Source organism: Nocardioides sp. Leaf374, from assembly GCF_916862475.1.
Lineage (GTDB): Bacteria > Actinomycetota > Actinomycetes > Propionibacteriales > Nocardioidaceae > Nocardioides > Nocardioides kribbensis.
This window is the reverse complement of the sequence record NZ_CAKASO010000009.1, coordinates 90,902-116,199: the sequence shown is the minus strand read 5'-3', so window position 1 is coordinate 116,199 and position 25,298 is coordinate 90,902. Positions and strand designations below refer to the sequence as shown.

General features: G+C 74.2%; 22 protein-coding genes. 9 read left to right on the top strand and 13 right to left on the bottom strand.

Translation table 11 applies throughout. The annotated features are described in order from the left end of the window. Positions 1–43 precede the first annotated feature (43 nt). Genes LPA27_RS06710 through LPA27_RS06685 form a run of 6 tightly spaced genes read right to left on the bottom strand, consistent with a single transcriptional unit; the run spans position 44 to position 4,456 of the window. The gene (locus tag LPA27_RS06710) at positions 44–664 is read right to left on the bottom strand and encodes a hypothetical protein (RefSeq protein WP_228941946.1); all 621 of its coding nucleotides are present in this window, start codon (positions 662–664) and stop codon (positions 44–46) included. A gap of 55 nt (positions 665–719) precedes the next feature. After that, the gene (locus tag LPA27_RS06705) at positions 720–1,760 is read right to left on the bottom strand and encodes an aldo/keto reductase (protein WP_228941945.1); all 1,041 of its coding nucleotides are present in this window, start codon (positions 1,758–1,760) and stop codon (positions 720–722) included. Between the two features lie 38 nt (positions 1,761–1,798). Further along, a complete protein-coding gene (locus tag LPA27_RS06700) occupies positions 1,799–2,443 on the bottom strand; it encodes a heme oxygenase (biliverdin-producing) (RefSeq protein WP_228941944.1) in 645 nt (214 codons plus the stop codon). Continuing rightward, positions 2,440–3,150 carry a TetR/AcrR family transcriptional regulator gene (locus LPA27_RS06695; protein ID WP_082500194.1) on the bottom strand — a complete coding sequence of 237 codons (711 nt, stop codon included), beginning with the start codon at positions 3,148–3,150 and terminating at the stop codon, positions 2,440–2,442. The genes LPA27_RS06700 and LPA27_RS06695 overlap by 4 nt, the downstream gene beginning before the upstream one ends. Next, entirely contained in the window at positions 3,150–3,947 is a 798-nt protein-coding gene (locus LPA27_RS06690; protein WP_056863891.1) for a purine-nucleoside phosphorylase, read from the bottom strand. The genes LPA27_RS06695 and LPA27_RS06690 overlap by 1 nt, the downstream gene beginning before the upstream one ends. A 56-nt stretch (positions 3,948–4,003) precedes the next feature. Continuing rightward, positions 4,004–4,456, bottom strand: a complete 453-nt coding sequence (locus LPA27_RS06685; protein ID WP_056863892.1) for a gamma-glutamylcyclotransferase — start codon at positions 4,454–4,456, stop codon at positions 4,004–4,006. A 70-nt stretch (positions 4,457–4,526) separates the two neighbouring features. Here LPA27_RS06685 and lpdA point away from each other — a divergent pair, with 70 nt between their 5' ends. Both lpdA and LPA27_RS06675 read left to right on the top strand, forming a co-directional pair. Beyond that, positions 4,527–5,933 carry a dihydrolipoyl dehydrogenase gene (gene lpdA, locus LPA27_RS06680; RefSeq protein ID WP_056863893.1) on the top strand — a complete coding sequence of 469 codons (1,407 nt, stop codon included), beginning with the start codon at positions 4,527–4,529 and terminating at the stop codon, positions 5,931–5,933. 59 nt (positions 5,934–5,992) lie between these two features. Continuing rightward, positions 5,993–7,399 carry an NAD(P)H-quinone dehydrogenase gene (locus tag LPA27_RS06675; RefSeq protein ID WP_056863894.1) on the top strand — a complete coding sequence of 469 codons (1,407 nt, stop codon included), beginning with the start codon at positions 5,993–5,995 and terminating at the stop codon, positions 7,397–7,399. A 60-nt stretch (positions 7,400–7,459) separates the two neighbouring features. Here LPA27_RS06675 and LPA27_RS06670 read toward each other — a convergent pair whose 3' ends face one another. Beyond that, positions 7,460–8,140, bottom strand: coding sequence for a DUF305 domain-containing protein (locus LPA27_RS06670; protein ID WP_228941943.1), 681 nt, complete (start codon positions 8,138–8,140; stop codon positions 7,460–7,462). A gap of 115 nt (positions 8,141–8,255) precedes the next feature. Here LPA27_RS06670 and LPA27_RS06665 point away from each other — a divergent pair, with 115 nt between their 5' ends. The 3 genes from LPA27_RS06665 (at position 8,256) to LPA27_RS06655 (ending at position 12,468) form a co-directional block, all read left to right on the top strand. Next, on the top strand, positions 8,256–9,794 hold the full coding sequence (locus LPA27_RS06665) for an LVIVD repeat-containing protein (protein ID WP_056863896.1): 1,539 nt from the start codon (positions 8,256–8,258) through the stop codon (positions 9,792–9,794). A 109-nt stretch (positions 9,795–9,903) separates the two neighbouring features. After that, positions 9,904–11,169, top strand: coding sequence for a SpoIID/LytB domain-containing protein (locus LPA27_RS06660; RefSeq protein WP_228941942.1), 1,266 nt, complete (start codon positions 9,904–9,906; stop codon positions 11,167–11,169). A gap of 78 nt (positions 11,170–11,247) precedes the next feature. Beyond that, a complete protein-coding gene (locus LPA27_RS06655) occupies positions 11,248–12,468 on the top strand; it encodes a SpoIID/LytB domain-containing protein (RefSeq protein ID WP_228941941.1) in 1,221 nt (406 codons plus the stop codon). Here LPA27_RS06655 and LPA27_RS06650 read toward each other — a convergent pair. Next, on the bottom strand, positions 12,449–13,666 hold the full coding sequence (locus LPA27_RS06650; protein WP_228941940.1) for a benzoate/H(+) symporter BenE family transporter: 1,218 nt from the start codon (positions 13,664–13,666) through the stop codon (positions 12,449–12,451). The genes LPA27_RS06655 and LPA27_RS06650 overlap by 20 nt on opposite strands. A 60-nt stretch (positions 13,667–13,726) precedes the next feature. Here LPA27_RS06650 and LPA27_RS06645 point away from each other — a divergent pair, with 60 nt between their 5' ends. Beyond that, positions 13,727–14,269 (top strand): helix-turn-helix domain-containing protein, encoded by a 543-nt coding sequence (locus tag LPA27_RS06645; protein WP_228941939.1) that lies wholly within the window; start codon positions 13,727–13,729, stop codon positions 14,267–14,269. Here the strand turns inward: LPA27_RS06645 and LPA27_RS06640 are convergent. The 5 genes from LPA27_RS06640 to LPA27_RS06620 are packed head-to-tail and all read right to left on the bottom strand — an operon-like array spanning position 14,266 to position 22,182. Further along, positions 14,266–14,832: a dienelactone hydrolase family protein gene (locus LPA27_RS06640; protein WP_228941938.1), complete on the bottom strand. Its 567-nt coding sequence runs from the start codon at positions 14,830–14,832 to the stop codon at positions 14,266–14,268. The genes LPA27_RS06645 and LPA27_RS06640 overlap by 4 nt on opposite strands. Positions 14,833–14,841: 9 nt before the next feature. Next, on the bottom strand, positions 14,842–18,240 hold the full coding sequence (locus LPA27_RS06635) for a pyruvate carboxylase (protein WP_228941937.1): 3,399 nt from the start codon (positions 18,238–18,240) through the stop codon (positions 14,842–14,844). Between the two features lie 26 nt (positions 18,241–18,266). Then, positions 18,267–19,844, bottom strand: a complete 1,578-nt coding sequence (locus LPA27_RS06630) for a PH domain-containing protein (RefSeq protein ID WP_228941936.1) — start codon at positions 19,842–19,844, stop codon at positions 18,267–18,269. Continuing rightward, a complete protein-coding gene (locus LPA27_RS06625; protein WP_228941935.1) occupies positions 19,841–20,368 on the bottom strand; it encodes a PH domain-containing protein in 528 nt (175 codons plus the stop codon). The genes LPA27_RS06630 and LPA27_RS06625 overlap by 4 nt, the downstream gene beginning before the upstream one ends. Positions 20,369–20,409: 41 nt before the next feature. Continuing rightward, a complete protein-coding gene (locus tag LPA27_RS06620; protein ID WP_227488654.1) occupies positions 20,410–22,182 on the bottom strand; it encodes an acetyl/propionyl/methylcrotonyl-CoA carboxylase subunit alpha in 1,773 nt (590 codons plus the stop codon). Positions 22,183–22,432: 250 nt separating this feature from the next. On the opposite strand from LPA27_RS06620, the gene LPA27_RS06615 reads away from it, so the two are divergent. The 3 genes from LPA27_RS06615 to LPA27_RS19385 all read left to right on the top strand — a co-directional run bounded on the left by LPA27_RS06615 (position 22,433) and on the right by LPA27_RS19385 (position 25,255). Continuing rightward, entirely contained in the window at positions 22,433–23,647 is a 1,215-nt protein-coding gene (locus LPA27_RS06615; RefSeq protein ID WP_228941934.1) for an acyl-CoA dehydrogenase family protein, read from the top strand. 118 nt (positions 23,648–23,765) lie between these two features. Beyond that, on the top strand, positions 23,766–25,157 hold the full coding sequence (locus LPA27_RS06610; protein WP_228941933.1) for an OFA family MFS transporter: 1,392 nt from the start codon (positions 23,766–23,768) through the stop codon (positions 25,155–25,157). Next, entirely contained in the window at positions 25,154–25,255 is a 102-nt protein-coding gene (locus LPA27_RS19385; RefSeq protein WP_414855733.1) for an MFS transporter small subunit, read from the top strand. The genes LPA27_RS06610 and LPA27_RS19385 overlap by 4 nt, the downstream gene beginning before the upstream one ends. The last annotated feature ends 43 nt before the right edge of the window (positions 25,256–25,298 follow it).

The following is a 25,298-nucleotide window of genomic DNA, read 5'->3' as shown; positions in this document are numbered from 1 at the left end:
GCGACCGGCGGTCCTAGCCGGGCCGGTCCGGCGCCGCGAGCGCTCAGGAGCCGCAGCGACCACCCGGCGCCGGCACCGGGTCCGACGCGGCCCGGAAGCCGGTGGCCCAGGCGCGCGTCACGCTGCCGGCCACCCCGTCGGCGTCGGTGAACTCCAGGCCGAAGCGGTCCCAGCCGCCGCCGCGGCGGGCCTGCGAGACGCGTGCGAAGACGTAGTAGTCGCCGGGCCTCACCTGCGCGGGCAGGGCGCTCCGCTCGCCCCACGCCACGGTGTCGCGCTCGCTCCGGGGAGGCGCGGTGCCGCGTGCCATGCCGGTGTAGGACACCTGCCCGGGCGGGCGGCGACTGATCGACTGCCCGGAGACCTCGACGCCCTGCAGCCCCTCGAGCACCAGGCGCTCGACCGTCGCCGGGGCGCTCACCCGGAACGACTCCCAGACCACGTAGGGCTTCCGGGCGGGCGCGCACCGGGTGCTCGTGCCCCGGTCCAGGGCGACGGCGGTCGAGCGGGCGGGTGGCGCCGGGTCGCTCGGGGTCGGCGTGGCCGGCGAGGACGCGGAGGGAGCGCCGGGCCCGGCCGACCCGTCCTGACCGCCGCCACTGCTGCAGGCGGCGGTGACGCCGACGAGGACGGAGAGCAGGGCGACCGAGAGACGACGAGGCACGACCGGAGGCTGCCCCGCGCCGGTGCGGGGGAAACCGGGTCCCCCTCACGCCCGCTCAGGCGTCGATGCTGCTCATGTCGCCGTAGCGCTCGCCCACCACGGCGTCGCGCGGCACGGCACGCTCGAGGGCCTCGAGGTCGGCGGCGTCGAGGGAGACCGCGACGGCCCCGGCGTTCTCCTCCAGGTAGCGCACGCGCTTGGTGCCGGGGATGGGGGCGACGCCGAGGGTGTCGTCGCCTTGCGCGAGCACCCAGGCGAGCGCGAGCTGGCCGGGGGTGCAGCCCTTGGCCTCGGCGATCCCGCGCACCTTCGCCACGAGCGCGAGGTTGGCGCGCAGCCCCTCGCCGTTGAGCCGGGGGAAGTACGCCGTGCGACGCGAGTCGCCCTCCTCCAGCTGGCTCTCGTCGGTGATCGCGCCGGTGAGGATGCCGCGACCCAGCGGCGAGTAGGGCACCAGGCCGATGCCGAGCTCACGCAGCACGGGGAGGATCTCGTCCTCGAGGTCCCGGGTGAACAGGGAGTACTCGGTCTGCAGCGCGGTGATCGGGTGGGTGGCGTGGGCGCGCCGGATCGTGGCGGCCGAGGCCTCCGAGAGCCCCAGGTGGCGGACCTTGCCGGCCTCGACGAGCTCGGCCATCGCGCCGACGGTCTCCTCGATCGGCACGGTCTTGTCGACACGGTGCTGGTAGTAGAGGTCGAGGTGGTCCACGCCGAGCCGTCGCAGCGAGGCGTCGCACGCGGTGCGCACGTAGTCGGGCCTGCCGTTGATGCCCAGGCGGGTGCCGTCGGGCAGCCGCTCGTTGCCGAACTTCGTGGCCAGCTGGACCTCGTCACGGCGGCCGGCGATGGCGCGGCCCACCAGCTGCTCGTTGGTGAAGGGGCCGTACATGTCGGCGGTGTCGAGCAAGGTCACGCCGAGGTCGAGGGCGCGGTGGATGGTGTCGACGCCGGTCTGCTCGTCGCCGGTGCCGTAGAACTCCGACATGCCCATGCAGCCCAGGCCGAGGGCGGAGACGGTGAGGGGTCGACCCTCGTGGGAGGCGGTGCCGAGGGTGCGGGTCGGGATGCTCGCGGGGATCGGTGCGGAGGTGCTCATGGGTCCACCCAAGCGCGGCGGTCCAAGCCGGGGGTGCGTCAGCGCGCGCCGAGCAGGTCCAGCTCCGCCGCGAGCTCGACGAAGAGCGCCTGGTTGAGGGCGAAGGCCGCCTGCACCTCGGCCACGACCGCCTCCTGCTGCGCCTCGTCGAGGTCGAGCCCGTCGAGGCGCAGGCGGTAGCCGTCCTTGTAGGGCTTGGGCCTCGGCACGGCGTCGAAGCGGTAGAAGTCCGTGCCGCGGCCCCCGAGCTCGAAGGTGCGGTCGAGGGTGCGGCCGATGGCCTGGCCCCCGGAGAGGTCGCCGAGGTAGCGGGTGTAGTGGTGGGCCGCGAAGCCGGCGCCGCCGGCCACGCCGGTGCTGGCCTCGATGCGGCGCTCGTAGGCCGCGACCGCGGGGGAGTCGACCTCGCGGGGCCCGCCGGGCGCCCAGTGCTCCAGGTCGGCCTCCAGCGCGGCCGACCGCTCGAGGTCGGGGTCGTGGACCGCGACGACACCGGGGTGGTGCAGGTGGGCGCGGGCGGTGCGCTCGAGCGCGGCGTACACGCGCTGCAGCCGCAGCAGGTAGGCGGTGTAGCCGGCGGCGTCGACCCCGCCCTCGAGCAGCCGGGTGACGAAGACCGAGGCCTCGGCGGCGCGGTGCTCGGCCATCGACCCCTCGCGCATGCGCGCCGACAGCGTGCTCACGCGGGCAGGTCGGACGCGGGCACGTCGGGCAGGGGGTGGGCGCGCAGCATCGCCGCGGCCATGGCCACCAGGTTGGCGACGAAGGCGTCGGTGTCGAGGCGCTCGCGCCGGGGGGAGTCGCCGCCCAGGGCCCGGGCGCGGTCGCCGATGGCGCGCAGCACGAAGCCGGTCATCAGGCTCAGCCGCTCGTCGCGCAGCGCGTCGGGCATCGTCGGCATCCGCTCGACGATGAGGGCGTAGACCTCGTGGCCCCCGGTGCGGGCCAGCGCCTCCTCCACCCCGTCCATGGCGCGGGCGTGGTCGTCGGCGATCAGCTCCGCGACGATCATGAGGTAGCAGCGACCGCGCCAGTCGCTCTCGGCCACCTCGACGCTGGGACGCACGACGGCCTCGACGGCCGCACCGAGGTCGTCGTCGGGCCGCTCGTGCGCCACGGCGAGCAGCTCGCGCTCGCGCGCGGCGAGGACGTCGGTGAACTGGTCGAGCACCGTGGTCAGCAGCCCCGCGCGGGAGCCGAAGTGGTAGTGCACCGCGCCCCGGTTGCGCTGGCCGGCCTGGCGGGTGATGTCGAGCAGCGAGGCGTTCTGCACCCCGTGGTCGGCGAAGGCCCGCGTGGCCGCCTCGACCAGTCGTGCCCGGGTCTCGCGACCCGAGGACAGGTCGCCGGTGGGGTCGGGGGTCTCGCCGGTCGTCTCGTCGGGGGCCATCAGATCCGCGGGACGATCGTGGAGAGGAGGTCTCCCATCCGGCTGGCCGCGGCGCGACCGGCCTCGAGGACCTCGGCGTGGTCGAGCGGCTCTCCGCTCATGCCGGCGGCGAGGTTGGTGACCAGGCTGATGCCGAGCACCTCCATGCCGGCCTCGCGCGCGGCGATGGCCTCCAGGGTCGTGCTCATCCCGACCAGGTGGCCGCCGATCGCGCGGACCATCCCGATCTCGGCGGGGGTCTCGTAGTGCGGTCCGGGGAACTGGACGTAGACGCCCTCGTCGAGGCTCGGGTCGATCTCGCGGCACAGGGCGCGCAGGCGCGGGGAGTAGAGGTCGGTGAGGTCGACGAAGCGCGCGCCCTCGATGGGGGAGCGGCCGGTGAGGTTGATGTGGTCGCTGATCAGCACCGGCTGGCCGGGGCTCCAGGTCTCCTTGAGCCCGCCGCAGCCGTTGGTGAGCACGATCGTGGAGCAGCCCGCGGCGGCCGCGGTGCGGACCGGGTGGACCACGGCCGGCACGCCCTTGCCCTCGTAGTAGTGGGTGCGCGAGAGGAAGACCAGCAGGTTGCGCTCGCCCGAGCGCACCGAGCGAATCGTGCCGGAGTGGCCGGCGACCGCGGCGGGGTTGAAGCCGGGCAGGTCGGTCGTGGCGATCTCGGCCGTGGCCTCGCCGAGTGCGTCCACCGCGGGGAGCCAGCCGGACCCGAGCACCAGGGCCACGTCGTGGCGCTCGACGCCGGTCAGGTCGGCGAGCTTCTGGGCGGCGTCGGTGGCCAGGGAGTATGCGTCGTCGTTCACCTCCTCAGCCTATGCGTGCCGCGACCCGTCGCGGGCCACGGGCCGCGCCCGGGGAGCTACAGGCCCGAGGAGCGGCAGGGGCGTCGGCGCAGGGCGGCGACGTAGTCGGCGGGGGCGTCGGCGGCCTCGGCGGCGTCGGCCAGCACGCCGAGGTAGGAGGCGGAGGGCAGGCCGCCCTCGTAGGCGTCGAGGACGTAGGCCCACGTGACCTGCTCGCCGGTGAGCGTGGAGACCCGCACCCGGGTCTTGCGGTAGAGGCCGGTGTCGGCCTGCTCCCAGCCGTCGAGGCTGCTCTCGTCCTCGCGGGTGACGTCGTAGACGGCCACGAAGACCTGCTCGAAGGGGTCCTGGACGATGGTGGGCAGGGCGCCGTCCCAGCCGTGCTCCTCGCCACCGAAGGTCAGCCGCCAGCCCTCCAGCCAGCCGGTCGTGCGCAGCGGCGAGTGGGGGCAGCGCTCGCCCATGCGGGCGGGATCGAGGTTGCTCCCGTAGGCGGCGTAGAGCGTCACGTGACGAAGAGTAGTGCCGGGTGCCCGCCCGCCTTGGGCCGACCTGCGCGCGAGCCCTAGGGTGGAGCCCGTGAGCACGCACTTCGATGTCCTCGTCCTCGGCGCCGGTCCCGGTGGCTACGTCGCCGCGATCCGCGCGGCCCAGCTCGGCAAGAAGGTCGCCGTGGTGGAGGAGAAGTACTGGGGCGGTGTCTGCCTCAACGTCGGGTGCATCCCCTCCAAGGCCCTGCTCAAGAACGCCGAGCTCGCCCACGTGCTGACCCACGAGAAGGCCAAGTACGGCATCGAGGGCGACGCCACCATGGCCTTCGGGCCCACCCACAAGCGCAGCCGCCAGGTCTCCGGCGGCATCGTCAAGGGCGTCCACTTCCTGATGAAGAAGAACAAGATCACCGAGATCGACGGCTGGGGCACCCTCACCGGCGCGGTCGACGGCGGTCAGGGCGTCGACGTCAAGGACAAGGACGGCAACGTCACCTCCTACACCTGCACCGACCTCATCGTCGCCGCGGGCGCCAAGACCCGGCTCATCCCGGGCACCTCGCTCAGCGAGCGGGTCGTGACCTACGAGGAGCAGATCCTCACCGACCAGCTGCCCGGCTCCATCATCATCGCCGGCTCCGGCGCGATCGGCGTGGAGTTCGCCTACGTGCTGAAGAACTTCGGCGTCGAGGTGACCATCGTGGAGTTCCTCGACCGCATGGTGCCCACCGAGGACGCCGACGTGTCCAAGGAGCTGCTCAAGCACTACAAGAAGCTCGGCGTCGACGTGCGCCTGTCGACCAAGGTCGAGTCGATCGAGGACTCCGGCGACCAGGTCTCGGTGACGGTGTCGAAGGACGGCCAGCAGGAGGTCCTCAAGGCCGACAAGGTCATGCAGGCCATCGGCTTCGCCCCGCGCGTCGAGGGCTACGGCCTCGAGGCGGCCGGTGTGGAGCTCACCGAGCGGGGAGCGATCGCCGTCGACGGGCGGGGCCGCACCAATGTCGAGCACGTCTACGCCATCGGCGACGTCACCGGCAAGATGATGCTGGCCCACGCCGCGGAGGCCATGGGCATCGTGGCCGCCGAGACCATCGCCGGCGCGGAGACCATGGAGATCGACTTCGACATGATCCCGCGGGCGACCTACTGCCAGCCGCAGGTGGCCTCGTTCGGCTACTCCGAGCAGCAGGCCAAGGACAAGGGCTACGACGTCAAGACCTCCACCTTCCCCTTCTCGGCCAACGGCAAGGCGCAGGGACTCGGCGACGCGGTCGGCTTCGTGAAGGTCGTCGCCGACGCCGAGCACAACGAGATCATCGGCGCCCACCTCATCGGCCCCGACGTGACCGAGCTGCTGCCGGTGCTGACCCTGGCCCAGCAGTGGGACCTCACCGCCGACGAGGTGGCCCGCAACGTCTTCGCCCACCCGACGCTGGGTGAGTCGGTGAAGGAAGCCGTGCACGGCATCGCCGGCCACATGATCAACTTCTGACCGCCCCCGTCAGCCCCCGTCAGCCTCTGACCGAGCCCGCCAGCGCGAGGAGCACAGCCATGCCCGACCGGACAGTCGACAAGGTCGTCATCATCGGCGGTGGTCCCGGGGGCTACGAGTCCGCGCTGGTCGCCAGCCAGCTCGGGGCCGAGGTGACCGTGGTCGACACCGACGGTCTCGGCGGGTCGGCGGTCATCACCGACTGCGTGCCGAGCAAGACCCTCATCGCCACCTCCGAGCTGATGACCGAGGTCGCCGGCGCCGCCGAGCTCGGGGTCAACTTCCACGACGTGGAGGGTGACGCGGCCACGACGCTCAGCGTGGACCTGGCCCGGGTCAACACCCGGGTCAAGGCCCTCGCCGCCGAGCAGTCGGTCGACATCGGCCGCCGCCTCGACCGCGAGAACGTCACGGTGGTGCGCGGCCGCGGCCGCCTCGACGGCCCCGAGCGCGTCGTGGTGACCGCCCCCGACGGCTCCGAGCAGACCCTCGAGGCCGGCGCCGTGCTCATCGCCACCGGTGCCTCGCCCCGCACGCTGCCCAGCGCCCAGCCCGACGGCGAGCGGATCCTCACCTGGGAGCAGGTCTACGACCTCACCGAGGTGCCGACCGAGCTGATCGTGGTCGGCTCGGGCGTGACCGGGGCCGAGTTCGCGTCGGCCTACCTCGCCCTCGGGATCCCCGTCACCCTCGTCTCCTCGCGCGACCGCGTGCTGCCCGGCGAGGACGCCGACGCCTCGGCCGTGCTCGAGGAGGTCTCCAAGCGCCGCGGCATGAAGGTGCTCTCCCGCTCGCGGATGGAGTCGGTGACCCGCGACGGCGACGTCGTGACCGTGACGCTCACCGACGGCCGCAGCGTGCAGGGCTCGCACTGCATCCTCGCGCTCGGCTCGGTGCCCAACACCACCGACCTCGGTCTCGAGGACGCCGGCGTGCGGCTCAAGGACGGCGGCTTCGTCGGCGTCGACCGTGTCTCGCGCACCACGGCCCGCGGGGTCTACGCCGCCGGTGACTGCACCGGTGTGCTGATGCTCGCCTCGGTGGCGGCCATGCAGGGCCGGATCGCGATGTACCACTTCCTCGGCGACGCCGTCGCGCCCCTGGACCTCAAGAAGGTCGCCTCCAACGTCTTCACCGCCCCCGAGATCGCCACGGTCGGCTGGTCGCAGCAGGCCGTCGACAACGGGGAGATCACCGCCGAGGTCGTCATGCTGCCGCTGTCGGGCAACCCGCGGGCCAAGATGCAGGGCGTGCGCGACGGGTTCGTCAAGCTCTTCTGCCGTCCCGGCACCGGCATCGTCGTCGGCGGCGTGGTGGTCGGTCCTCGGGCCAGCGAGCTGATCCACCCGGTGTCGCTGGCCGTGGCGGAGTCGATCACCGCCGACCAGCTCGCGGCCACCTTCACCGTCTACCCCTCGATGAGCGGGTCGATCGCGGAGGCCGCCCGCCGGCTGCACCGCGTCTGACCCGCGTCTGCCGCGCGCCCGGGCCGCGTCTGACCGGGAGCGGCCGCCGCGCGGCCGGCCTCAGAGCCGGTCGAGCAGGACCTCGAGCCGCTGGATCTCCGCGGTCTGGCCCGCGGAGATCTCGGTGGCGATCTCGTTGACGCGCTGGTCGGAGCCGTCGGCGAGCACCGCCTCGGCCATCGTGACCGCGCCCTCGTGGTGGCGGATCATGTCGGTGAGGAAGAGCCGGTCGAAGTCGACGCCCTCGGCCGCGGCCAGGGCGTCGAGGTCGTCGGAGCCGAGCATCCCGGGCATGGCCCCCATGCCCTCCATGCCCTCCATGTCGTGACCCTCGTGCCCCGTCGCGGAGTCGCCCGACACCGCCTCGGTCATCTCCGCCAGGTCGGACTCGTCGGGCACCGGGAGGCCGCGGGCGTCGAGCCACGCCGCCATCTCGAGGATCTCGGGGCCCTGGCCCGCCGCGATGCGGTCGGCCGCTGCGAGCACGGCCGGGCTCGCAGCCCGGGTCTGCGCCAGGTCGACCAGCGTCAGCGCCTGCGCGTGGTGGGGCACCATCTGGGTCAGGAACGACGCGTCGTCGGCGTCGACGCCGGCGGGCAGGGCCGCCGCAGGGGCGTCCGACGCGCCCCCCTCCGGCGTGTCCGCGGCGCCGTCGTCGGAGCTGCACCCCGCGAGGCCCAGCGCGAGCACGGCGGCGGCCGCGGCGATCGACGTACGGTGCAGGACAACGACCCGAGTCATGGATCCAGCACATCACAGGGTGGCGCGATCGGGCCACAGCGGCCAAGATTCTCCTGACCCACCCCTCCGCGGCACCCGCGGAGGGATTCGACACTCGGACGAAGGGCCCACCCCCGTGACACCACCCACCCCCCGCCGCACCCGCGCCGGGCTCGCGCTGCTCTCGCTGGCCCTCGGCGCCGGCGCGGTCGCCGGCCTCACGGTCACCGGCGCCGGCTCGGCCTCCGCCGAGCGCACCGACCCGACCTGCACCCCCGCCGAGCGCGCCGACCTGCGCGCCGCCGGCGACAACTTCGACGACGCCTGCGCGCTGCCCGGCCAGGCGCTCGCCGGGCTCGACTCCTACGAGGCCACCGCCGACCAGGGCGAGGTCGACAAGAGCAGCAACGTGCGGCAGATCGCCCGCAAGCCGCTGGTCGGCTCCTTCACCCCGGAGAACGGCGGCGTCGGCAGCGACCTGGCCTTCCAGGGCAAGTACGCCTACGACGGCAACTACAACGGCTTCGCGGTCTTCGACATCTCCCGCCCCACCGAGCCGAAGCGCGTGGCCCAGGTCGAGTGCCCCGGGGGCCAGGGCGACGTCTCGGTCTACCGCGACGTCCTCGTGCTGAGCGTCGACTCCAGCCGCAGCGACGACTCGTGCAGCAGCGTCTCGCAGTCGGCCGAGGAGGAGTCCTCGTGGGAGGGCCTGCGGGTCTTCGACATCTCCGACCCCGCCGCCCCGGAGTACGTCGCGTCGGTGGAGACCGACTGCGGCTCGCACACCCACACCCTCGCCCCGTCGAAGTCGGGGCAGCGGCTCTTCGTCTACGTGTCCTCCTACGGACCCAACGACGCCTTCCCCGACTGCCAGACCCCGCACGACCGCATCAGCATCGTCACCGTGCCCGTGGCCGACCCCGCCGGGGCGGAGCTGCTCCGCACGCCGAGGCTGTTCCCCGGCGGCGGCAACCCCGGCAGCGGCGTGCCCGGCGGCAACAGCGCCACGAGCGGCTGCCACGACATCACCGCCTACCCGAAGAAGGACCTCGCCGCGGGGGCCTGCATGGGCGACGGCATCCTGATGGACATCAGCAAGCGCGCCGAGCCCCGCGTCATCGACCGGGTCCGCGACGAGCGCAACTTCGCCTTCTGGCACAGCGCCACCTTCAACAACGCCGGCACCAAGGTCGTCTTCACCGACGAGCTCGGCGGCGGCGGTGCGCCGACCTGCAACCCCGGCACCGGCCCCAAGCGGGGCGCCAACGGCATCTACGACATCGTGCGTCGCGACCTGGAGTTCCGCAGTTACTACAAGATCCCGCGCACCCAGGCGCTCACCGAGAACTGCGTGGCCCACAACGGCTCGCTGATCCCGGTGGAGGGCCGCGACATCATGGTGCAGGCGTGGTACCAGGGCGGCTTCTCGGTCTTCGACTTCACCAACTCCCGCAAGCCGGTCGAGATCGCCCACTTCGACCGCGGAGCCATCTCCGACACCGAGCTCGTGCTCGGTGGCTCCTGGTCGACGTACTGGTACAACGGCCACATCTACTCCAGCGACATCACCCGCGGCCTCGAGGTCTTCGCCATCGACGACCCGCGCGTGAACAAGGCCAAGAAGGTGCGCATGGGCACCTTCAACGCCCAGTCGCAGCCGTCCTACAACGGCTGACCGCACCACCCCGCACGGCACCGCACCGCACCGAGCGGGCTTGAGACGCGCCCGGTCCTCCTGTGAGGATCGGGCGCGTCCTGCCTGCCTCCACCCCCCGGGAGTCCCTGTGCGCCACATCCGCCCCGCCCGTGCCCACCCCGCGCGCCGCCTGAGCGGCCCAGGCCCCCTGCTGTCGGTGGCCCTGCTGTCGGTGGCACTGCTGTCGGTGGCACTGGTGTCGGTCGCCCTGCCGCCGGGCGGCGCGGCCGCCGAGGAGGGGGAGCGGCGGGCCCCGATCGGTGGCGTCGACCTGGCCGGGCGCGGCTACGGCCACGGCATCGGCCTGTCGCAGTGGGGCGCCGAGGGCGCCGCGCGCCAGGGACTCGGGGCCCAGCGGATCCTGCGCTTCTACTACCCCGGCACCGGCCGGGGCACGGTCGGCGGCGACGTCAGGGTGCTGATCTCGGCCGACACCAGCGACGACGTCGTCGTGAGCGCGCGTCGGGCCCTGACCGCGACCGGGTCGGCGGGCTCGGCGCGCACCTGGCGACTCGACGAGGCCCGCCCCGAGGCGAGCCGGTGGCGGATCACCGCCGCCGCCGACGGCGACAGCCTGGTCTCGTCGCAGACCTCGGGCGGCCCCTGGAAGCGGTGGCGGGTGCTGCCGGGGCAGGCGCAGTTCGCGGCCGGGGGAGCACCGGTGCGGCTGCACACGCCCGCGGGCGCCGTGGACTACCGCGGCGCGCTGCGCTCGGCGGCCTCCGGGTCGGGCCGCGACACCGTCAACGTCGTCGCGCTGGAGTCCTACCTGCGGGGCGTGGTGCCGGCCGAGGTGATCGCCTCGACCTGGGACCCCGACGCGATCCGCGCCCAGGCCGTCGCCGCCCGCACCTACGCCGCCTTCGAGCGCGCCGCCGCACCGGGCTCGCGGCACTACCAGCTGTGCGACACCGCCGCCTGCCAGGTCTACGGCGGCTTCTCCGCCGAGCACCCGCGGGCCGACGCGGCGATCCGGGCCACCGCGCGCCAGGTGCGCACGAAGGACGGGAAGCCGATCTTCGCGCAGTTCTCGGCCAGTAACGGCGGCTGGACCCGGGCCGGATCCTTCGGCTACCTGCGGGCGAAGAAGGACCCCTACGACCCGTGGCGCGGCAACCCCTACGTGCCGTGGCCCGAGGGCACGGTGCGGATCAGCGACGAGGCGCTCGAGGGGGCGCTGCCGCAGATCGGAGAGCTCACCGGCGTGGAGGTCACCCGCCGCGACGGAGACGGCCCGCGCGGCGGTCGCGTCGTCGAGGTGCGCGTGAGCGGCACCGACGCCTCCAGCACCGTGAGCGGTGACCGGTTCCGCTCGTTCTTCGGGCTGCGCTCGGACTGGTTCTGGCTCGTCTGAGCCCCCTCCCGCGAACTACCCCGGCGTAGTTCGGGAAGAGCCCCGCGGGGCCGGTGGGTCGTGTGGTGCCATCGGGTCATGCTGTCCCGCCGCCCCCGCGGTCGTGCGCGCGTCGCTCTGCTGCTCGCCGCCGTCGCCGTGCCCCTGCTCGCCCCGCTCGCGGCGACGCCGTCCGCGTCGGCCGCGTCGGCCGCCGACACCTGGACCGTGCCGCCCGACGCCGTGCTGACCCTCACCGGCCACGGCTACGGTCACGGTCACGGCATGTCGCAGTACGGCGCGGAGGGCGCGGCCCGCCAGGGCCTGGACCACCGCGAGATCCTCGACTTCTACTACCCCGACCTGACCTGGGGCCGGCGCGCCGGACGCATCGACGTGCTCGTCGGCGCCGACACCACCGACGACCTCGTCGTGCGCGCCCGGCCGGGGCTGACGCTGCGCGACACCGCGACCGGTGAGCTGACGCTGCTGCCCGACAAGGGCGCCTCGCTGTGGCGGGTGCAGCAGGCCGCCACCGGCGCCACGCGGGTCTCCTTCCGCACCGACCGCTGGCGGCGCTGGCGCGAGCTCGAGGGCGACGGGGAGCTCGCCGCGGGCGGTCGGCCGCTCACCCTGGTGACGCCCGGCGGGGACCAGCAGTACCGCGGTCGGCTGCGTGCCGCCACCGTGACCCCCGGCTCGGCTGCCCGCGACACCGTCAACGACCTGCGCCTGGAGGCCTACCTGCGCGGCGTGGTGCCGCGCGAGGTGCCGGCGAGCTGGTCGCCGGCCGCCGTGCGCGCCCAGGCGGTGGCGGCCCGCACCTACGCCGCCTACGAGCGGCTCCACCCCCGCGGGGGCCACTTCGACGTCTACGACACCACCGCCTCCCAAGTCTACGGCGGGGTCGGCTCCGAGCACCCCGCCTCCGACGCCGCCATCGCCGACACCGCGGGGCAGGTGCTGCTCGCCGACGGGTCGCCCGCCTTCACGCAGTTCTCCTCGAGCAGCGGGGGATGGACCTCGGCCGGCTCGGTGCCCTACCTGGTGGCCCGGGCCGACCCCTACGACGACTGGGCCGGCAACCCCGTGCACGACTGGTCGGTGGGGCTGGCCGACGAGACCCTGGAGCGGCGCTGGCCCGCGGTCGGCGACCTGCGGGGCGTGCGGGTCACCGCCCGCGACGGCAACGGCGAGTGGGGCGGTCGGGTCTCGGCCCTGGTGCTGAGCGGCACGCGGGGCTCGGTCACGGTGAGCGGCGACGCGTTCCGCTCCGCGCTGGGGCTGCGCTCGACCTGGTTCACCGTCGCGGTGTCGTGACCGCCCGGGGGCCCGCGCGCAGCGCCGTGCGCACGCCGAGCCCGGCCAGCAGCGCCCAGAACGCCGCCCCCACGCCGAGCACGACGACGCCGGAGGCGGCGACGAGGAAGGTGACGGCCGCGGCCTCACGCTGCTCGCGCGCGCCCAGGGCGTCGCTGGCCGAGGCGGCGAACGTGCCCAGCAGCGCCAGCCCGGCGGCCGCCGGCACCACCGCGCCGGAGGAGGCGGCCACCAGCGAGGCCAGGGCGGCGCTGGCCACCGCCAGCGCGAGGTAGGCCACCGCCGCGGTGACGGCGGCCACCCAGCGGCGCCCACGGTCGGGGCCGGCCTCGGGGCCGGCCGCCAGGGCCGCGGTGATCGCGGCCAGGTTGACCGCGTGGGCGCCGGCCGGGGCGCCGACCACGGTGGCCACCCCCGTGACCGCCATCGACTCGCGCCACGGCACGGCGTAGCCCTCGGCGCTCATCACCGCCACCCCGGGGAGGTTCTGCGAGGCCATCGTGACGACGTAGAGCGGCAGCGCCAGGCCCACCAGGGCCGACAGCGTCCACGTCGGAGCGGTGAGGTCGAGACGCGGCAGCAGGTCGCCCGCGGCGAGCCGGGCGCCGTCGCCGGCGGTCACGTCGACCACGGCGACGACCAACGCGGCGCCCAGCGCCGCGGGCGCGGCCCACCGGCGGGCCGCGCGCAGCAGGACCAGCCACACCACGACGACCGGCCCCACCGCCCACGGGTCGGTGGCGAGCGCCGTCACCGGCGCCAGGCACAGCGGCAGCAGCACCCCGGCGAGCATCGCCCGGGCGAGCGCGGGCGGCACCCGGGCGACCAGGTCACCCAGCCGGGGCCACGCCGCGGTGAGCAGCACCAGCGCGCCGGTGGCGACGAACGCGCCCACCGCCGCGGGCCAGCCGCCCACGGCACCGCCGGTCGTGGCCAGCAGCGCCGCGCCCGGGGTCGACCAGGCCAGGGTGAGCGGGATGCGGTGGCGCAGGCTGAGCCAGAGCATGCCCAGCGCCTGCGTGACGCAGAGCGTCAGCAGCCCGGAGGCGGCCTGGGTGGGCGAGGCGCCGACGGCCACCAGCCCGGCCAGCACGACCGCGAAGGAGCTGGAGAAGCCGACGAGGGCGACCACCACGCCGGCCAGCACCGGGCTGCCGTGGGTGGGCGCCTCCGGGACGTCGTCGGTCGTGGTCGGCACCGGGGCCTCCTCGCCGCGCTAGGGTTCCGTATACAGAACCCTAGTCGGAGGGAGCCGCCCGTGGCGGACCAGGCCCACCGCCCGGGCGCCGAGGCCGGTGCACGGGTGCGCGCCGTACGCCGCGCGCGCGGGCTGTCGCTGGCCGCGCTGGCCGAGGCCGCCGGCGTGGGCAAGGGCTCGCTCTCGGAGCTCGAGACGGGGCGCCGCAACCCGACCCTCGACACGCTCTACGCCCTCGCGGGCCCGCTCGGTGTGCCGCTGGCCGCCCTCGTCGAGGACCGCGACGGGGTCGCGGTGGCCGACCCGGGGCTGGAGACCGTGCGGCTGCACCTGCTCGCCGAGGCCGACCGCACGGTGGAGGTCTGGCTGCTGCGCATGCCTCCCGGCGGTCGTCGCCGCTCGCCGGCCCACGCCACGGGCACCCGCGAGCGCCTGGTGGTGCTGACCGGCTCGTGCCGGGTCGAGCCGGGCGACGACACCCCCCTGGAGCTCGCCGCGGGCGCCACCGCGGAGTGGGCGGCCGACCGGCCGCACGCCTACACGGCGGGCGCGGCGGGCATGACGGGCGTCGACGTCATCACGACGCCGGCGTCCGGGGGCTAGCCGACCCGCCGCAGGAACGCCAGCACCCGCTCGAGGAGCAGGTCGCTCGCGGCGGGGTCGTGGTCGACCGAGGAGGCGTCGGTGAAGAGGTGGCCCGCGCCGGGGTAGAGGAAGAGCTCGACCTCGTCCTGCGCGGCGGCCAGGGCGCGGCAGTCGTCGATGTCGCCCCAGTCGTCGTGCTCCATGACGTGCACCTGCGCCGGCAGCCCGCTCGGCCAGGGCGACCCGAGCGCCTCCGGCGGCACGCTGCCGTGCAGGAGCAGCGCCCCGCGGGCGCCGGGTCGGGTCTGGGCCAGGGTCTGCGCCGGCATCAGCCCCAGGGACATCCCGGCCCACACCACGTCGTCGGGCAGGTCGGCGGCGGCGTCCAGGCCGCGCTGGCGCACCACGTCGAAGCCGGTGGTGCGGGCGTGGGCCACGCCCTCGTCGAGGTCGGTGAAGGTCGCCCCGGCGTAGAGGTCGGGGGCGGTGACCTCGTGACCGGCCGCGCGCAGCCGGTCGGCGAAGGCGTGGAAGCCGGGCGTCTGCCCGAGGGCGTGGTGGAAGAGGACGACGTGGGTCATCGCTCGACCCTAGGCCAGCACGACGACCAGGTCACCGCCCTCGACGGCCTGGGTGCCCGACAGCGCCACCCGCTCCACCGTGCCGTCGACGGGGGCGGTGATGGCCGCCTCCATCTTCATGGCCTCGATGGTGGCCACGGTGTCGCCCGCGGCGACGCGGTCGCCCTCGGCCACGACGACGCTCACGACGCCCTGGAAGGGGGCCGCGACCTGGCCCGGCTTCGACGGGTCGGCCTTCTCCACGGCCGCGGCGTCGGCCGAGACCGAGCGGTCGCGCACCGGGATCGGGCGCATCTGGCCGTTGATGGTGCACATCACCGTGCGGATGCCGCGCTCGTCGGGCTCGCCGATCGCCTGGACGCCGAGGATGAGCTTCTTGCCCTCCGCGATCTCCACGGTGTGCTCCTCGCCGCGGCGCAGCCCGTAGAGGAAGTCCAGGGTGGACAGCACCGAGAGGTCGCCGTAGGTCGAGCGCGACTCGCGGAACTCCTTGGTCGGGCCGGCGAAGAGCAGCTCGTTGAGGGTGTCGCGGCGGGTGCGCTGGCTGACCTCGCCGTCGAGGCCCAGGCCCGCGGCCTGCTCGTCGGTGAGCTCCTCGGCCGGCGCCTGGTAGGAGCGACCCTCCAGCGCCTTGGTGCGGAACGGCTCGGGCCAGCCGCCGGGCGGGTCGCCGAGCTCGCCGTGCAGGAAGCCGATGACCGAGCCGGGGATGTCGAAGGAGGCCGGGTCGGCGGCGAACTCCTCGGGGTCGGCGCCCGCGGCGACCAGGTGGAGCGCGAGGTCGCCGACCACCTTGGACGACGGCGTCACCTTCACGACCCGGCCCAGGATGTCGTTGGCCGCGGCGTACATGTCCTCGATCTGCTCGAACTTCTCGCCCAGGCCGAGCGCGATCGCCTGCTGGCGCAGGTTGGAGAGCTGGCCGCCGGGGATCTCGTGGCGGTAGACCCGCCCGGTGGGCGCCGGCAGGCCCGACTCGAAGGGGGCGTAGACGCGGCGGGTGGCCTCCCAGTACGGCTCGAGCGCGTTGACCGCCGCGAGGTCGAGGCCGGTCTCGCGCGCCGAGAAGTCGGTGCCGGCGACCAGCGCCGAGATCGGCGGCTGCGAGGTCGTGCCCGCCATCGAGGCGGTCGCGGCGTCGACCGCGTCGACCCCGGCGTCGATGGCGGCCAGCAGGGTGGCCAGCTGCCCGCCCGGGGTGTCGTGGGTGTGCAGGTGCACCGGCAGGTCGAAGCGCTCGCGCAGCGCGGTCACCAGCGTGCGGGCCGCGGGGGCGCGCAGCAGACCGGCCATGTCCTTGATGGCCAGCACGTGGGCGCCGGCGTCGACGATCTGCTCGGCCAGGCGCAGGTAGTAGTCGAGGGTGTAGAGGTCCTCGGCGGGGTCGGAGAGGTCGCCGGTGTAGCACAGCGCGACCTCGGCCACCGTGGTGCCGGTGGCGCGCACGGCCTCGATGGCCGGGCGCATCTGCTCCACGTCGTTGAGGGCGTCGAAGATCCGGAACACGTCGATGCCGGTGGCGGCGGCCTCCTCGACGAAGGCGTGGGTCACCGCGGTGGGGTAGGGGGTGTAGCCGACGGTGTTGCGCCCGCGCAGCAGCATCTGCAGGCAGATGTTGGGCACGGCCTGCCGCAGCTGGGCCAGGCGCTCCCAGGGGTCCTCGGCGAGGAAGCGCAGCGAGACGTCGTAGGTCGCGCCGCCCCAGGCCTCCAGCGACCACAGCTGCGGGGTGGTGCGGGCGACGTGGCCGGCGACGGCGAGGAGGTCCTTGGTGCGCACCCGGGTCGCCAGCAGCGACTGGTGGGCGTCGCGGAAGGTGGTGTCGGTGACGGCCACCCCGGTGCGCTCGCGCAGGTCGCGGGCGAAGGCGTCGGGCCCCAGCGCCAGCAGCTGCTGGCGGGTGCCGTCGGGGGCGGGCACCGACAGGTCGACCCGCGGCAGCTTGGTGCGGGGGTCGAGGGTCACCGGGGCCTCGCCGTGGGGCTTGTTGACGGTGACGTCGGCGAGGTAGGCCAGCAGCTTGGTGCCGCGGTCGCCGGAGGCGCGTGCGGTGAGCAGCTGCGGGTGGGTCTCGATGAACGACGTGGTCACCCGGCCCGCGGCGAAGTCGGGGTCGTCGAGCAGCGCCTGGAGGAAGGCGATGTTGGTGGCGACACCACGGATGCGGAACTCCGCGACGGCGCGGCGCGCGCGGGCCACCGCGGTGGGGAAGTCGCGACCGCGGCAGGTGAGCTTGGCCAGCATCGAGTCGAAGTGGGCGCTGACCTCGGCGCCGGAGTAGGTCGTGCCGCCGTCGACGCGCACACCGGCGCCGCCGGGGGAGCGGTAGGTGGTGATGGTGCCGGTGTCGGGGCGGAAGTCGTTGGCGGGGCTCTCGGTGGTGATGCGGCACTGCAGCGCGGCACCGCGCAGCTGCACGGTCTCCTGCGACAGCCCGAGGTCGGCGAGGCTCTCCCCGGAGGCGATGCGCATCTGCGACTGCACGAGGTCGACGTCGGTGACCTCCTCGGTCACGGTGTGCTCGACCTGGATGCGGGGGTTCATCTCGATGAAGACGTAGTTGCCGTCGGGGTCGAGGAGGAACTCGACGGTGCCGGCGTTGCGGTAGCCGATCTCGCGGGCGAAGCGCACCGCGTCGGCGCACATGCGCTCGCGCAGCTCCGGGTCGAGGTTGGGCGCCGGGGCGATCTCCACGACCTTCTGGTGACGTCGCTGCACCGAGCAGTCGCGCTCGAAGAGGTGCATGACCCCGCCCTGGCCGTCGGCGAGGATCTGCACCTCGATGTGGCGCGGCTCCACCACGGCCTGCTCGACGAAGACGGTGGGGTCGCCGAAGGCGGCCTCGCCCTCGCGCATGCAGGTCTCGACGGCCTCGCGCAGCCTGGCCGGGTGGTCGACGCGGCGCATGCCGCGCCCGCCGCCACCCGCCACGGCCTTGACGAAGAGCGGGAAGGGCAGCTCCTGGGCGGCCTCGACGAGGGCGTCGACGTCGGTCGAGGGCTCGACGCTGGCCAGGACGGGCACGCCGGCCGCCTTGGCGGCGGCGATGGCACGGGCCTTGTTGCCGGTCAGCTCGAGGACGTCGGCGGTGGGCCCGATGAAGGTGATCCCGGCGTTGGCGCAGGCCTCGGCCAGTGCGGGGTTCTCCGAGAGGAAGCCGTAGCCGGGGTAGACCGCGTCGGCGCCGGCCTGGACCGCCGCGGCCACGATCGCGTCCGGGTCGAGGTAGGTGCGCACGGGGTGGCCGCGCTCGCCGATCTCGTAGGCCTCGTCGGCCTTGAGCCGGTGCTCCGAGCCACGGTCCTCGTAGGGGAACACCGCGACGGTCTCGGCCCCGAGCTCGTACGCCGCGCGGAACGCCCGGATCGCGATCTCGCCGCGGTTGGCCACCAGCACCTTGGAGAACATGCCCGGAGGGTACCGACGTCGGTGTGTCAGCCGTGTGACTCGTCCACCAGGAGGAACTGCTCCAGCAGCCCGGGCCGGGCCGAGGTGGCGAGCCGGACCGCGAGGGCGCGCGGCACGTCGGCCACCACCACCGACTGCCGCCCGCCCGCGGTCGTCGCGACCAGCGAGCACAGGCCGGCGCGCCGCTGGAGCCACGTGGCCCGCAGCGTCCACCCGATGACCGCCTCGCGGGCGAGCACGTCGCGGCGCCGCACCACGCTGCCGCGGCGCGCCACGAGGTGGCGCGCGGTGAGCGCGTGACCCAGCGAGCGGGCGCGGTCGCGGCCCAGCAGGGCGCCGCCCACGAGCAGCACGGGCACGAGCGGCAGCAGCCACGACGACGTGCCCGGGAGGTCGGCGAGCACCCCCGCCACCACCAGGCCCGCGAGCACGAGCGCCGGCGCGCAGGCGCGCACCCACGCACGACGCGTCGCCTGCGGCCCGTGCGGCACCAGCGGCCCCGTGACCGGCTCGGCGTCACCCACCACGGACGCGGCCGTCGCGGCGACCACGGCGTACGGCGCGGGCGGAGTGAGCAGGGCGCTGGACGCGCCGCCCTCGCCCCGCAGCCCGGTGACGATCGCGCTGAGCCCGGCGCCGCCGGCCAGGCGGAGCCCGATCGGCTCGGCCAGGGTGACGCCGTGCAGGCGCGCGTCGTCGAGGCTGGTCTCCCGGGTGGTGAGCAGGCCGCGCACCAGGTGCCAGCTGGCCCCCGACCGCCGCAGCGAGAAGCCCCAGTAGGACACCAGGTACGCCACGACGGCGAGCCCGGCGACGACCACGAGGCCGAGGCCCACGGCGACGGCGGCGAGGGCCAGCAGCGGTGCGGTGGCGACGTCGCGGGCCACGCCGTCGACGTCGATGCGGTCGAGCCCCCCGAGGACCTGCAGGAGCTGCAGCCCACCGCCGACGACGGCGGCGGCGAGCACGAGCCCCGCGCTGGTGAGCGGGGCGTAGCGGGCCCAGGCGGCGTCGAGCACGAGCACGGGCGGCGCCGCGGGCGCCGGGGGCCGCGACCGGCCCTCGGCGTCGAGGTCCTCCTCGGCGCCCGGCGCGGAGGGGGCCGCGCGCAGCAGCTCATCGCGCAGCCGGCGGGCCCGCTCCACGGGCAGCCCGTCGAGGTCGAGCTGCTCGTCGTCGTCGCTGGAGGCCGTGCCGGTGCCGACGCGCATCGTGGTCAGTCCCAGCACGCGGTGCACGGGGGAGGCGGTGAGGTCGACCGTGCGCACCCGGTCGACGGGGGTGGAGAGCACGTGGCGCTCGAGCAGGCCGCGACGCAGCTCGACGCGGTCGTGGGCGACGCGGAAGCTGGTCGTGAGGTAGCGCAGCACCCCCAGGGCCACGGGCAGCGCCACCCCCAGCAGCTGCCACGACGAGCCCGCCGCACTGCCGGCGAACCACACGCCGACGAGCACCGGCAGGAAGCGCACGACCTCCTTGACCGGGTGCACCAGCAGCATCCGGGGGTCGAGGCGCTGCCACTCGGACTCCGCCACCACCGGCTCGACCACCGGCTCGACCACCGGCTCCACGACCGGCTCGACCACCGGCTCCGGCTCGCTCACGTCGCGTCGCCGCCGGCGGCCTCGGCGCGCAGCGTCAGCTCGTCGACGAGGCGGCGGGCACGGTCGCGCTCGAGGCCGGAGACCCGCAGCGCCCCGGCCGCCGAGGCCGTCGTGACGGTGACGGTGGCCAGGCCGAAGGCCCGCTCGACCGGGCCGACGACGTGGTCGACGGTCTGGATCCGTGAGAGCGGCGCGACCCGCTGCTCCAGGCTCCACCACCCGACCTGGGTGTAGACCGCGGTGTCGGTGACCTCCCACCGGTGCACCGCCCAGCGCCACCGCGGCACGACCAGGGCGTACGCCGCGACCGCGGCTCCCAGCAGGGCCACGCCCCACCAGGTGACGTCGACCGCGTCGACCAGGGCCACGACGACCACCACGAGGGCGGCGGAGACGAGCCCCTCGAGGAGGGTCTCGACGGTCCACATCGTGCGGGCGCGCGGGCTGACCCGCTGCGACGGGGCTCGCAGCTCGGGATGCGGGTCGGGCTGCGGGTCGGGCTGCGGGTCGGGCTCGTGGGGCACGGGTCCGACGCTACCGACCGACCCCCTCGGCGCCCGCCGGCTCAGTCCTTGAGCTCGCAGATCACGGCGCCGTTGGTGACGGTGGCGCCGACCTCGGCCTGCAGGCCCGTGACGGTGCCGGCCTTGTGGGCCTTCAGCGGCTGCTCCATCTTCATCGCCTCGATGACCACGACGGTGTCGCCCTCGGCGACCTCCTGGCCCTCGGCGACCACGACCTTGACCACGGTGCCCTGCATCGGGCTGGTGACGGCGTCGCCGCTGGCGGCCGCGCCGGCCTTCTTGCCGCCCGCCCGCTTCGGCTTGGCCTTGCCCCCGCCGCCGGCGGCCGCGGCGACGCCGCCGAGCCCGCCGGGCAGGACGACCTCGAGGCGCTTGCCGCCGACCTCGACGACGACCTTCTGGCGCTCGGCCTCCTCGGCCGCCTCGCCGGCCTCACCGGAGTAGGGCTCGATCCGGTTGTCGAACTCGGTCTCGATCCACTGGGTGTAGACCTCGAAGGAGCCCTCGCCGGTGGGGGTGGAGGCGCCGACGTAGGCCGGGTCGGAGACCACGGCGCGGTGGAAGGGGATGACGGTCGGCATGCCGTCGACCACGAACTCCTCCAGCGCGCGGCGCGAGCGCTCGAGGGCCTGGGTGCGGTCGCGGCCGGTGACGACGAGCTTGGCGATGAGGGAGTCGAAGGAGCCGGGGACGGTCTGGCCCGACTCGTAGCCGCCGTCGACGCGCACGCCGGGTCCGCTGGGCGGCGCCCAGGCGGTGAGGGTGCCCGGCGCGGGCATGAAGTTGCGCCCGCCGTCCTCGGCGTTGATGCGGAACTCGATGGAGTGCCCGCGGATCTCCGGGTCGTCGTAGCCGAGCTCCTCGCCGGCGGCGATGCGGAACATCTCGCGCACGAGGTCGATGCCGGTGACCTCCTCGGAGACGCAGTGCTCGACCTGGAGGCGGGTGTTGACCTCGAGGAAGGAGATGGTGCCGTCCTGGGCGACCAGGAACTCGCAGGTGCCGGCGCCGTAGTAGCCCGCCTCGCGCAGGATGCGCTTGGAGGACTCGTAGAGCTCGGCGAGCTGCTCCTGGCTCAGGAAGGGCGCGGGCGCCTCCTCCACGAGCTTCTGGTTGCGCCGCTGCAGCGAGCAGTCGCGCGTGGAGACCACCACGACGTTGCCGTGCTGGTCGGCCAGGCACTGGGTCTCGACGTGGCGCGGCTTGTCGAGGAACTTCTCGACCAGGCACTCGCCGCGCCCGAAGGCGGTGACCGCCTCGCGCACCGCCGACTCGTAGGCGTCGGGGATCTCCTCCAGGGTGCGGGCGACCTTGAGGCCGCGACCGCCACCGCCGAAGACGGCCTTGATGGCCACGGGCAGGCCGTTGTCGCGGGCGAAGGCGACGACCTCGTCGGCGTCGGCCACGGGGTCCTTGGTGCCGGGGGCCAGGGGCGCCTCGGCCTTGTCGGCGATGTGCTTGGCCTTGGCCTTGTCGCCCAGGGCCTCGATGGCGGCCGGCGGGGGGCCGATCCAGATCAGCCCGGCGTCGAGCACGGCCTGCGCGAAGTCGGCGTTCTCGGCGAGGAAGCCGTAGCCCGGGTGGACCGAGTCGGCGCCGGAGCGCTGGGCCACGGCGATGATCTTGGCGATGTCGAGGTAGGACTCGGCCGGGGTGGCGCCCTCGAGGGAGTAGGCCTCGTCGGCCATGCGCACGAAGATGGCGTCGCGGTCGGGCTCGGCGTAGACGGCGACGCTGCCGATGCCGGCGTCCTTGCAGGCCCGGATGACCCGGACCGCGATCTCGCCCCGGTTGGCGATGAGCACCTTCTGCAGCGGCGTGGTCTCCGGCACCTGTCACTCCTGGGTGTCTGTGGTGGGGCTGGTGGGTTCTGGCTGTCCTGGGTGGGGCTCCGCAGGGGTCCTGCGTCGTCCTCGGCACGGCTCCGGCCGCACCTCGTGCGCAGGCTATCGCCCGCTCCGCGCCGGCGTCGGCGAGGTCTGTCCTCCGGACTCCCTCGCCCGGTCCGGGGGTCGGCCGCCCACGTGGTTAACAGACGCTAACCGCGCGGCTAGCATGGGCGACATGACCGCCGTCACGTCCTCCGTCCCCGTCGGCCTCCCGGGCTCGGCCTTCGAGCTCTCCCGCGAGCACGAGGAGTTCCGCCGCAGCGTGCGCGACTTCGCGCAGGCCCAGATCGCCCCCCACGCCGCGCAGTGGGACCGCGAGCACCACTTCCCGGTCGACGTGGTGCAGCAGATGGGCGAGCTGGGGCTCTTCGGCCTCACCGCGCCCGAGGAGTTCGGCGGGGCCGGCGAGGACGGCGACTTCACCAGCCTGTGCGTGGCGATCGAGGAGATCGGGCGCGTCGACCAGTCGATGGGCATCACCCTGCAGGCCGGTGTGGGCCTGGGCATCAACCCGATCCTCACCTACGGCACGCAGGAGCAGAAGGAGCGCTGGCTGCCCGCGCTGGTCGCCGGGGAGCAGCTGGCCGGCTTCGGCCTCACCGAGCCGGGTGCGGGCTCCGACGCCGGCGCCACCGCCACCCGCGCGGAGCTGGCGGGGGAGGAGTGGGTGGTCAACGGCGCCAAGCAGTTCATCACCAACTCCGGCAGCGCGATCACCTCGCTGGTCACCGCCACGGCCCGCACCGGCACGCGCGAGGACGGCCGGCCCGAGATCTCCGCGATCATGGTGCCGGCGGGCACGCCGGGCTTCACCGCCGAGAAGGCCTACGACAAGCTCGGCTGGCACGCCTCCGACACCCACCCGCTGTCCTTCGACGACGTGCGGGTCCCGGCCGACCACCTGCTGGGCGAGCGCGGCCGGGGCTACGCCCAGTTCCTCGCCACCCTCGACGACGGGCGCGTGGCGATCTCCGCGCTCTCGGTGGGCTGCATCCAGGCCTGCCTCGACATGGCGCTGGCCTACGCGGGGGAGCGCCAGACCTTCGGCGGCCCCATCGGGCGCAAGCAGGGCGTGGCCTTCCAGCTGGCCGACCTCGAGGTCATGCTGCACGCCAGCCGGATGCTCACCTACCGCGCCGCGGCGATGAAGGACGGCGGCGCGCCGTACCGCGACTTCAAGCAGGCGGCGGCGGTGGCCAAGCTCTACTCCACCGAGTCGGCGGTCACCGCGACCCGCATCGCGACGCAGGTCTTCGGCGGCTACGGCTTCATGGAGGAGTACCCCGTGGCCCGTTTCTACCGCGACGCCAAGGTGCTCGAGATCGGCGAGGGCACCTCCGAGGTGCAGCGGATGCTCATCGCGCGGGGCCTGGGCCTCCCGGTGGAGTGAGACCCGTGCGGCGGGCCCCCTACACCCGACGCCACGGGCGGGCCACCCCAGGGGGGTGAGCCACGCCACTCGGGCGGGGGAGTAGAACTAGCGGGTTCCCGACTCGGAGGTATCCCCCGTGGTTCCGTCGTTCCTCGCCCGCGAGAAGACCGTGGCCCCGCCCGGCTTCAACCGCTGGCTCATCCCCCCGGCCGCCCTGGCCGTCCACCTCTGCATCGGCCAGGTCTACGCCACCAGCGTCTACAAGAGCGCCCTGGTCGAGCACTTCGACTCCAGCCTCACCGCCGTGGGCGTCTCGTTCTCGATCGCGATCGTGATGCTCGGCGTCTCCGCCGCCCTCTTCGGCACGTGGGTGGACCGCAACGGTCCGCGCGCCGCCATGTTCGTCTCCGCCTGCTTCTGGGTCACCGGCTTCCTCGTCGGCGCCCTGGGCATCGCGATCGGCAGCATCTGGGTCTTCTACCTCGGCTACGGCGTGATCGGCGGCATCGGCCTCGGCATCGGCTACATCTCGCCGGTCTCGACGCTCATCAAGTGGTTCCCCGACCGTCCCGGGCTGGCCACCGGCATGGCGATCATGGGCTTCGGCGGCGGCGCGCTCATCGCCAGCCCGCTGAGCGGCGAGCTGCTCGCCGCCTACGACCCCTCCTTCAGCGCCACGGAGAACCCGTTCGCCGACGGCCAGGCCCTGGTGCTGCTCTTCCTCACGCTCGCCGCGCTCTACCTGGTCTTCATGATGTTCGGCGCCTTCACCATGCGGGTGCCGGCCGACGACTGGCGCCCCGACGGCTTCGACCCCTCGACGGTCAAGCAGAAGAGCCTCGTCACCACCGACTCGGTCTCCGCGGCCAACGCGATCAAGACCCCGCAGTTCTGGCTGCTGTGGACCATCCTGTTCTGCAACGTGACCGCCGGCATCGGCATCCTCGAGCAGGCCGCGCCGATGATCCAGGACTTCTTCCGCGACGGGGCGACGAGCACGGTCTCGGTCGTGGCCGCCGGCGGCTTCGTCGGCCTGCTGTCGATCTTCAACATGGCCGGTCGCTTCGTGTGGTCCTCCACCTCCGACATCATCGGGCGCAAGGGCATCTACTTCGTCTACCTCGGCCTCGGCCTGGTGCTCTACGTGCTGCTCGCCACCGTCGGCAGCAGCGCCACCGCCCTCTTCGTGCTGCTGGCCGCGGTCATCATCAGCTTCTACGGCGGCGGCTTCGCCACGATCCCGGCCTACCTGCGCGACCTCTTCGGCACCTACCAGGTCGGCGCCATCCACGGCCGGCTGCTGACCGCCTGGTCGGCCGCCGGCGTCGCCGGGCCGCTCATCGTCAACTCGGTGCTCGACAGCCGGGGCACCCCCGGTGAGCTCGTGGCCGGCGACTACCGCCCGGCGCTGTTCATCATGGTCGGCCTGCTCGCGGTGGGCCTGCTGGCCAACGCGATGGTCCGCCCCGTCGCCAGCAAGTACCACGAGCCGCGCGCGGCCCGTGCCACCGAGAGGAGCAACGCATGAGCGCCCGGATCGTCGTCGCCTGGGCCCTGGTCGGCGTCCCGCTGGCCTACGGCATCGTCGAGACCGTCCGCAAGGCCTCGGCGCTCTTCACCGGCTGAGGCCCGCCGGACCTTCCGGACCCCTCCGGAACCTCACGGCCGT

What these genes read in the sequence shown, in the direction of transcription:
- LPA27_RS06705 (WP_228941945.1), bottom strand. Translation starts at nt 1,760, where the DNA reads ATGAGCACCTCCGCACCGATCCCCGCGAGCATCCCGACCCGCACCCTC.
- LPA27_RS06695 (WP_082500194.1), bottom strand. Translation starts at nt 3,150, where the DNA reads ATGGCCCCCGACGAGACGACCGGCGAGACCCCCGACCCCACCGGCGAC.
- LPA27_RS06675 (WP_056863894.1), top strand. Translation starts at nt 5,993, where the DNA reads ATGCCCGACCGGACAGTCGACAAGGTCGTCATCATCGGCGGTGGTCCC.
- LPA27_RS06670 (WP_228941943.1), bottom strand. Translation starts at nt 8,140, where the DNA reads ATGACTCGGGTCGTTGTCCTGCACCGTACGTCGATCGCCGCGGCCGCC.
- LPA27_RS06655 (WP_228941941.1), top strand. Translation starts at nt 11,248, where the DNA reads ATGCTGTCCCGCCGCCCCCGCGGTCGTGCGCGCGTCGCTCTGCTGCTC.
- LPA27_RS06640 (WP_228941938.1), bottom strand. Translation starts at nt 14,832, where the DNA reads ATGACCCACGTCGTCCTCTTCCACCACGCCCTCGGGCAGACGCCCGGC.
- LPA27_RS06635 (WP_228941937.1), bottom strand. Translation starts at nt 18,240, where the DNA reads ATGTTCTCCAAGGTGCTGGTGGCCAACCGCGGCGAGATCGCGATCCGG.
- LPA27_RS06615 (WP_228941934.1), top strand. Translation starts at nt 22,433, where the DNA reads ATGACCGCCGTCACGTCCTCCGTCCCCGTCGGCCTCCCGGGCTCGGCC.
- LPA27_RS19385 (WP_414855733.1), top strand. Translation starts at nt 25,154, where the DNA reads ATGAGCGCCCGGATCGTCGTCGCCTGGGCCCTGGTCGGCGTCCCGCTG.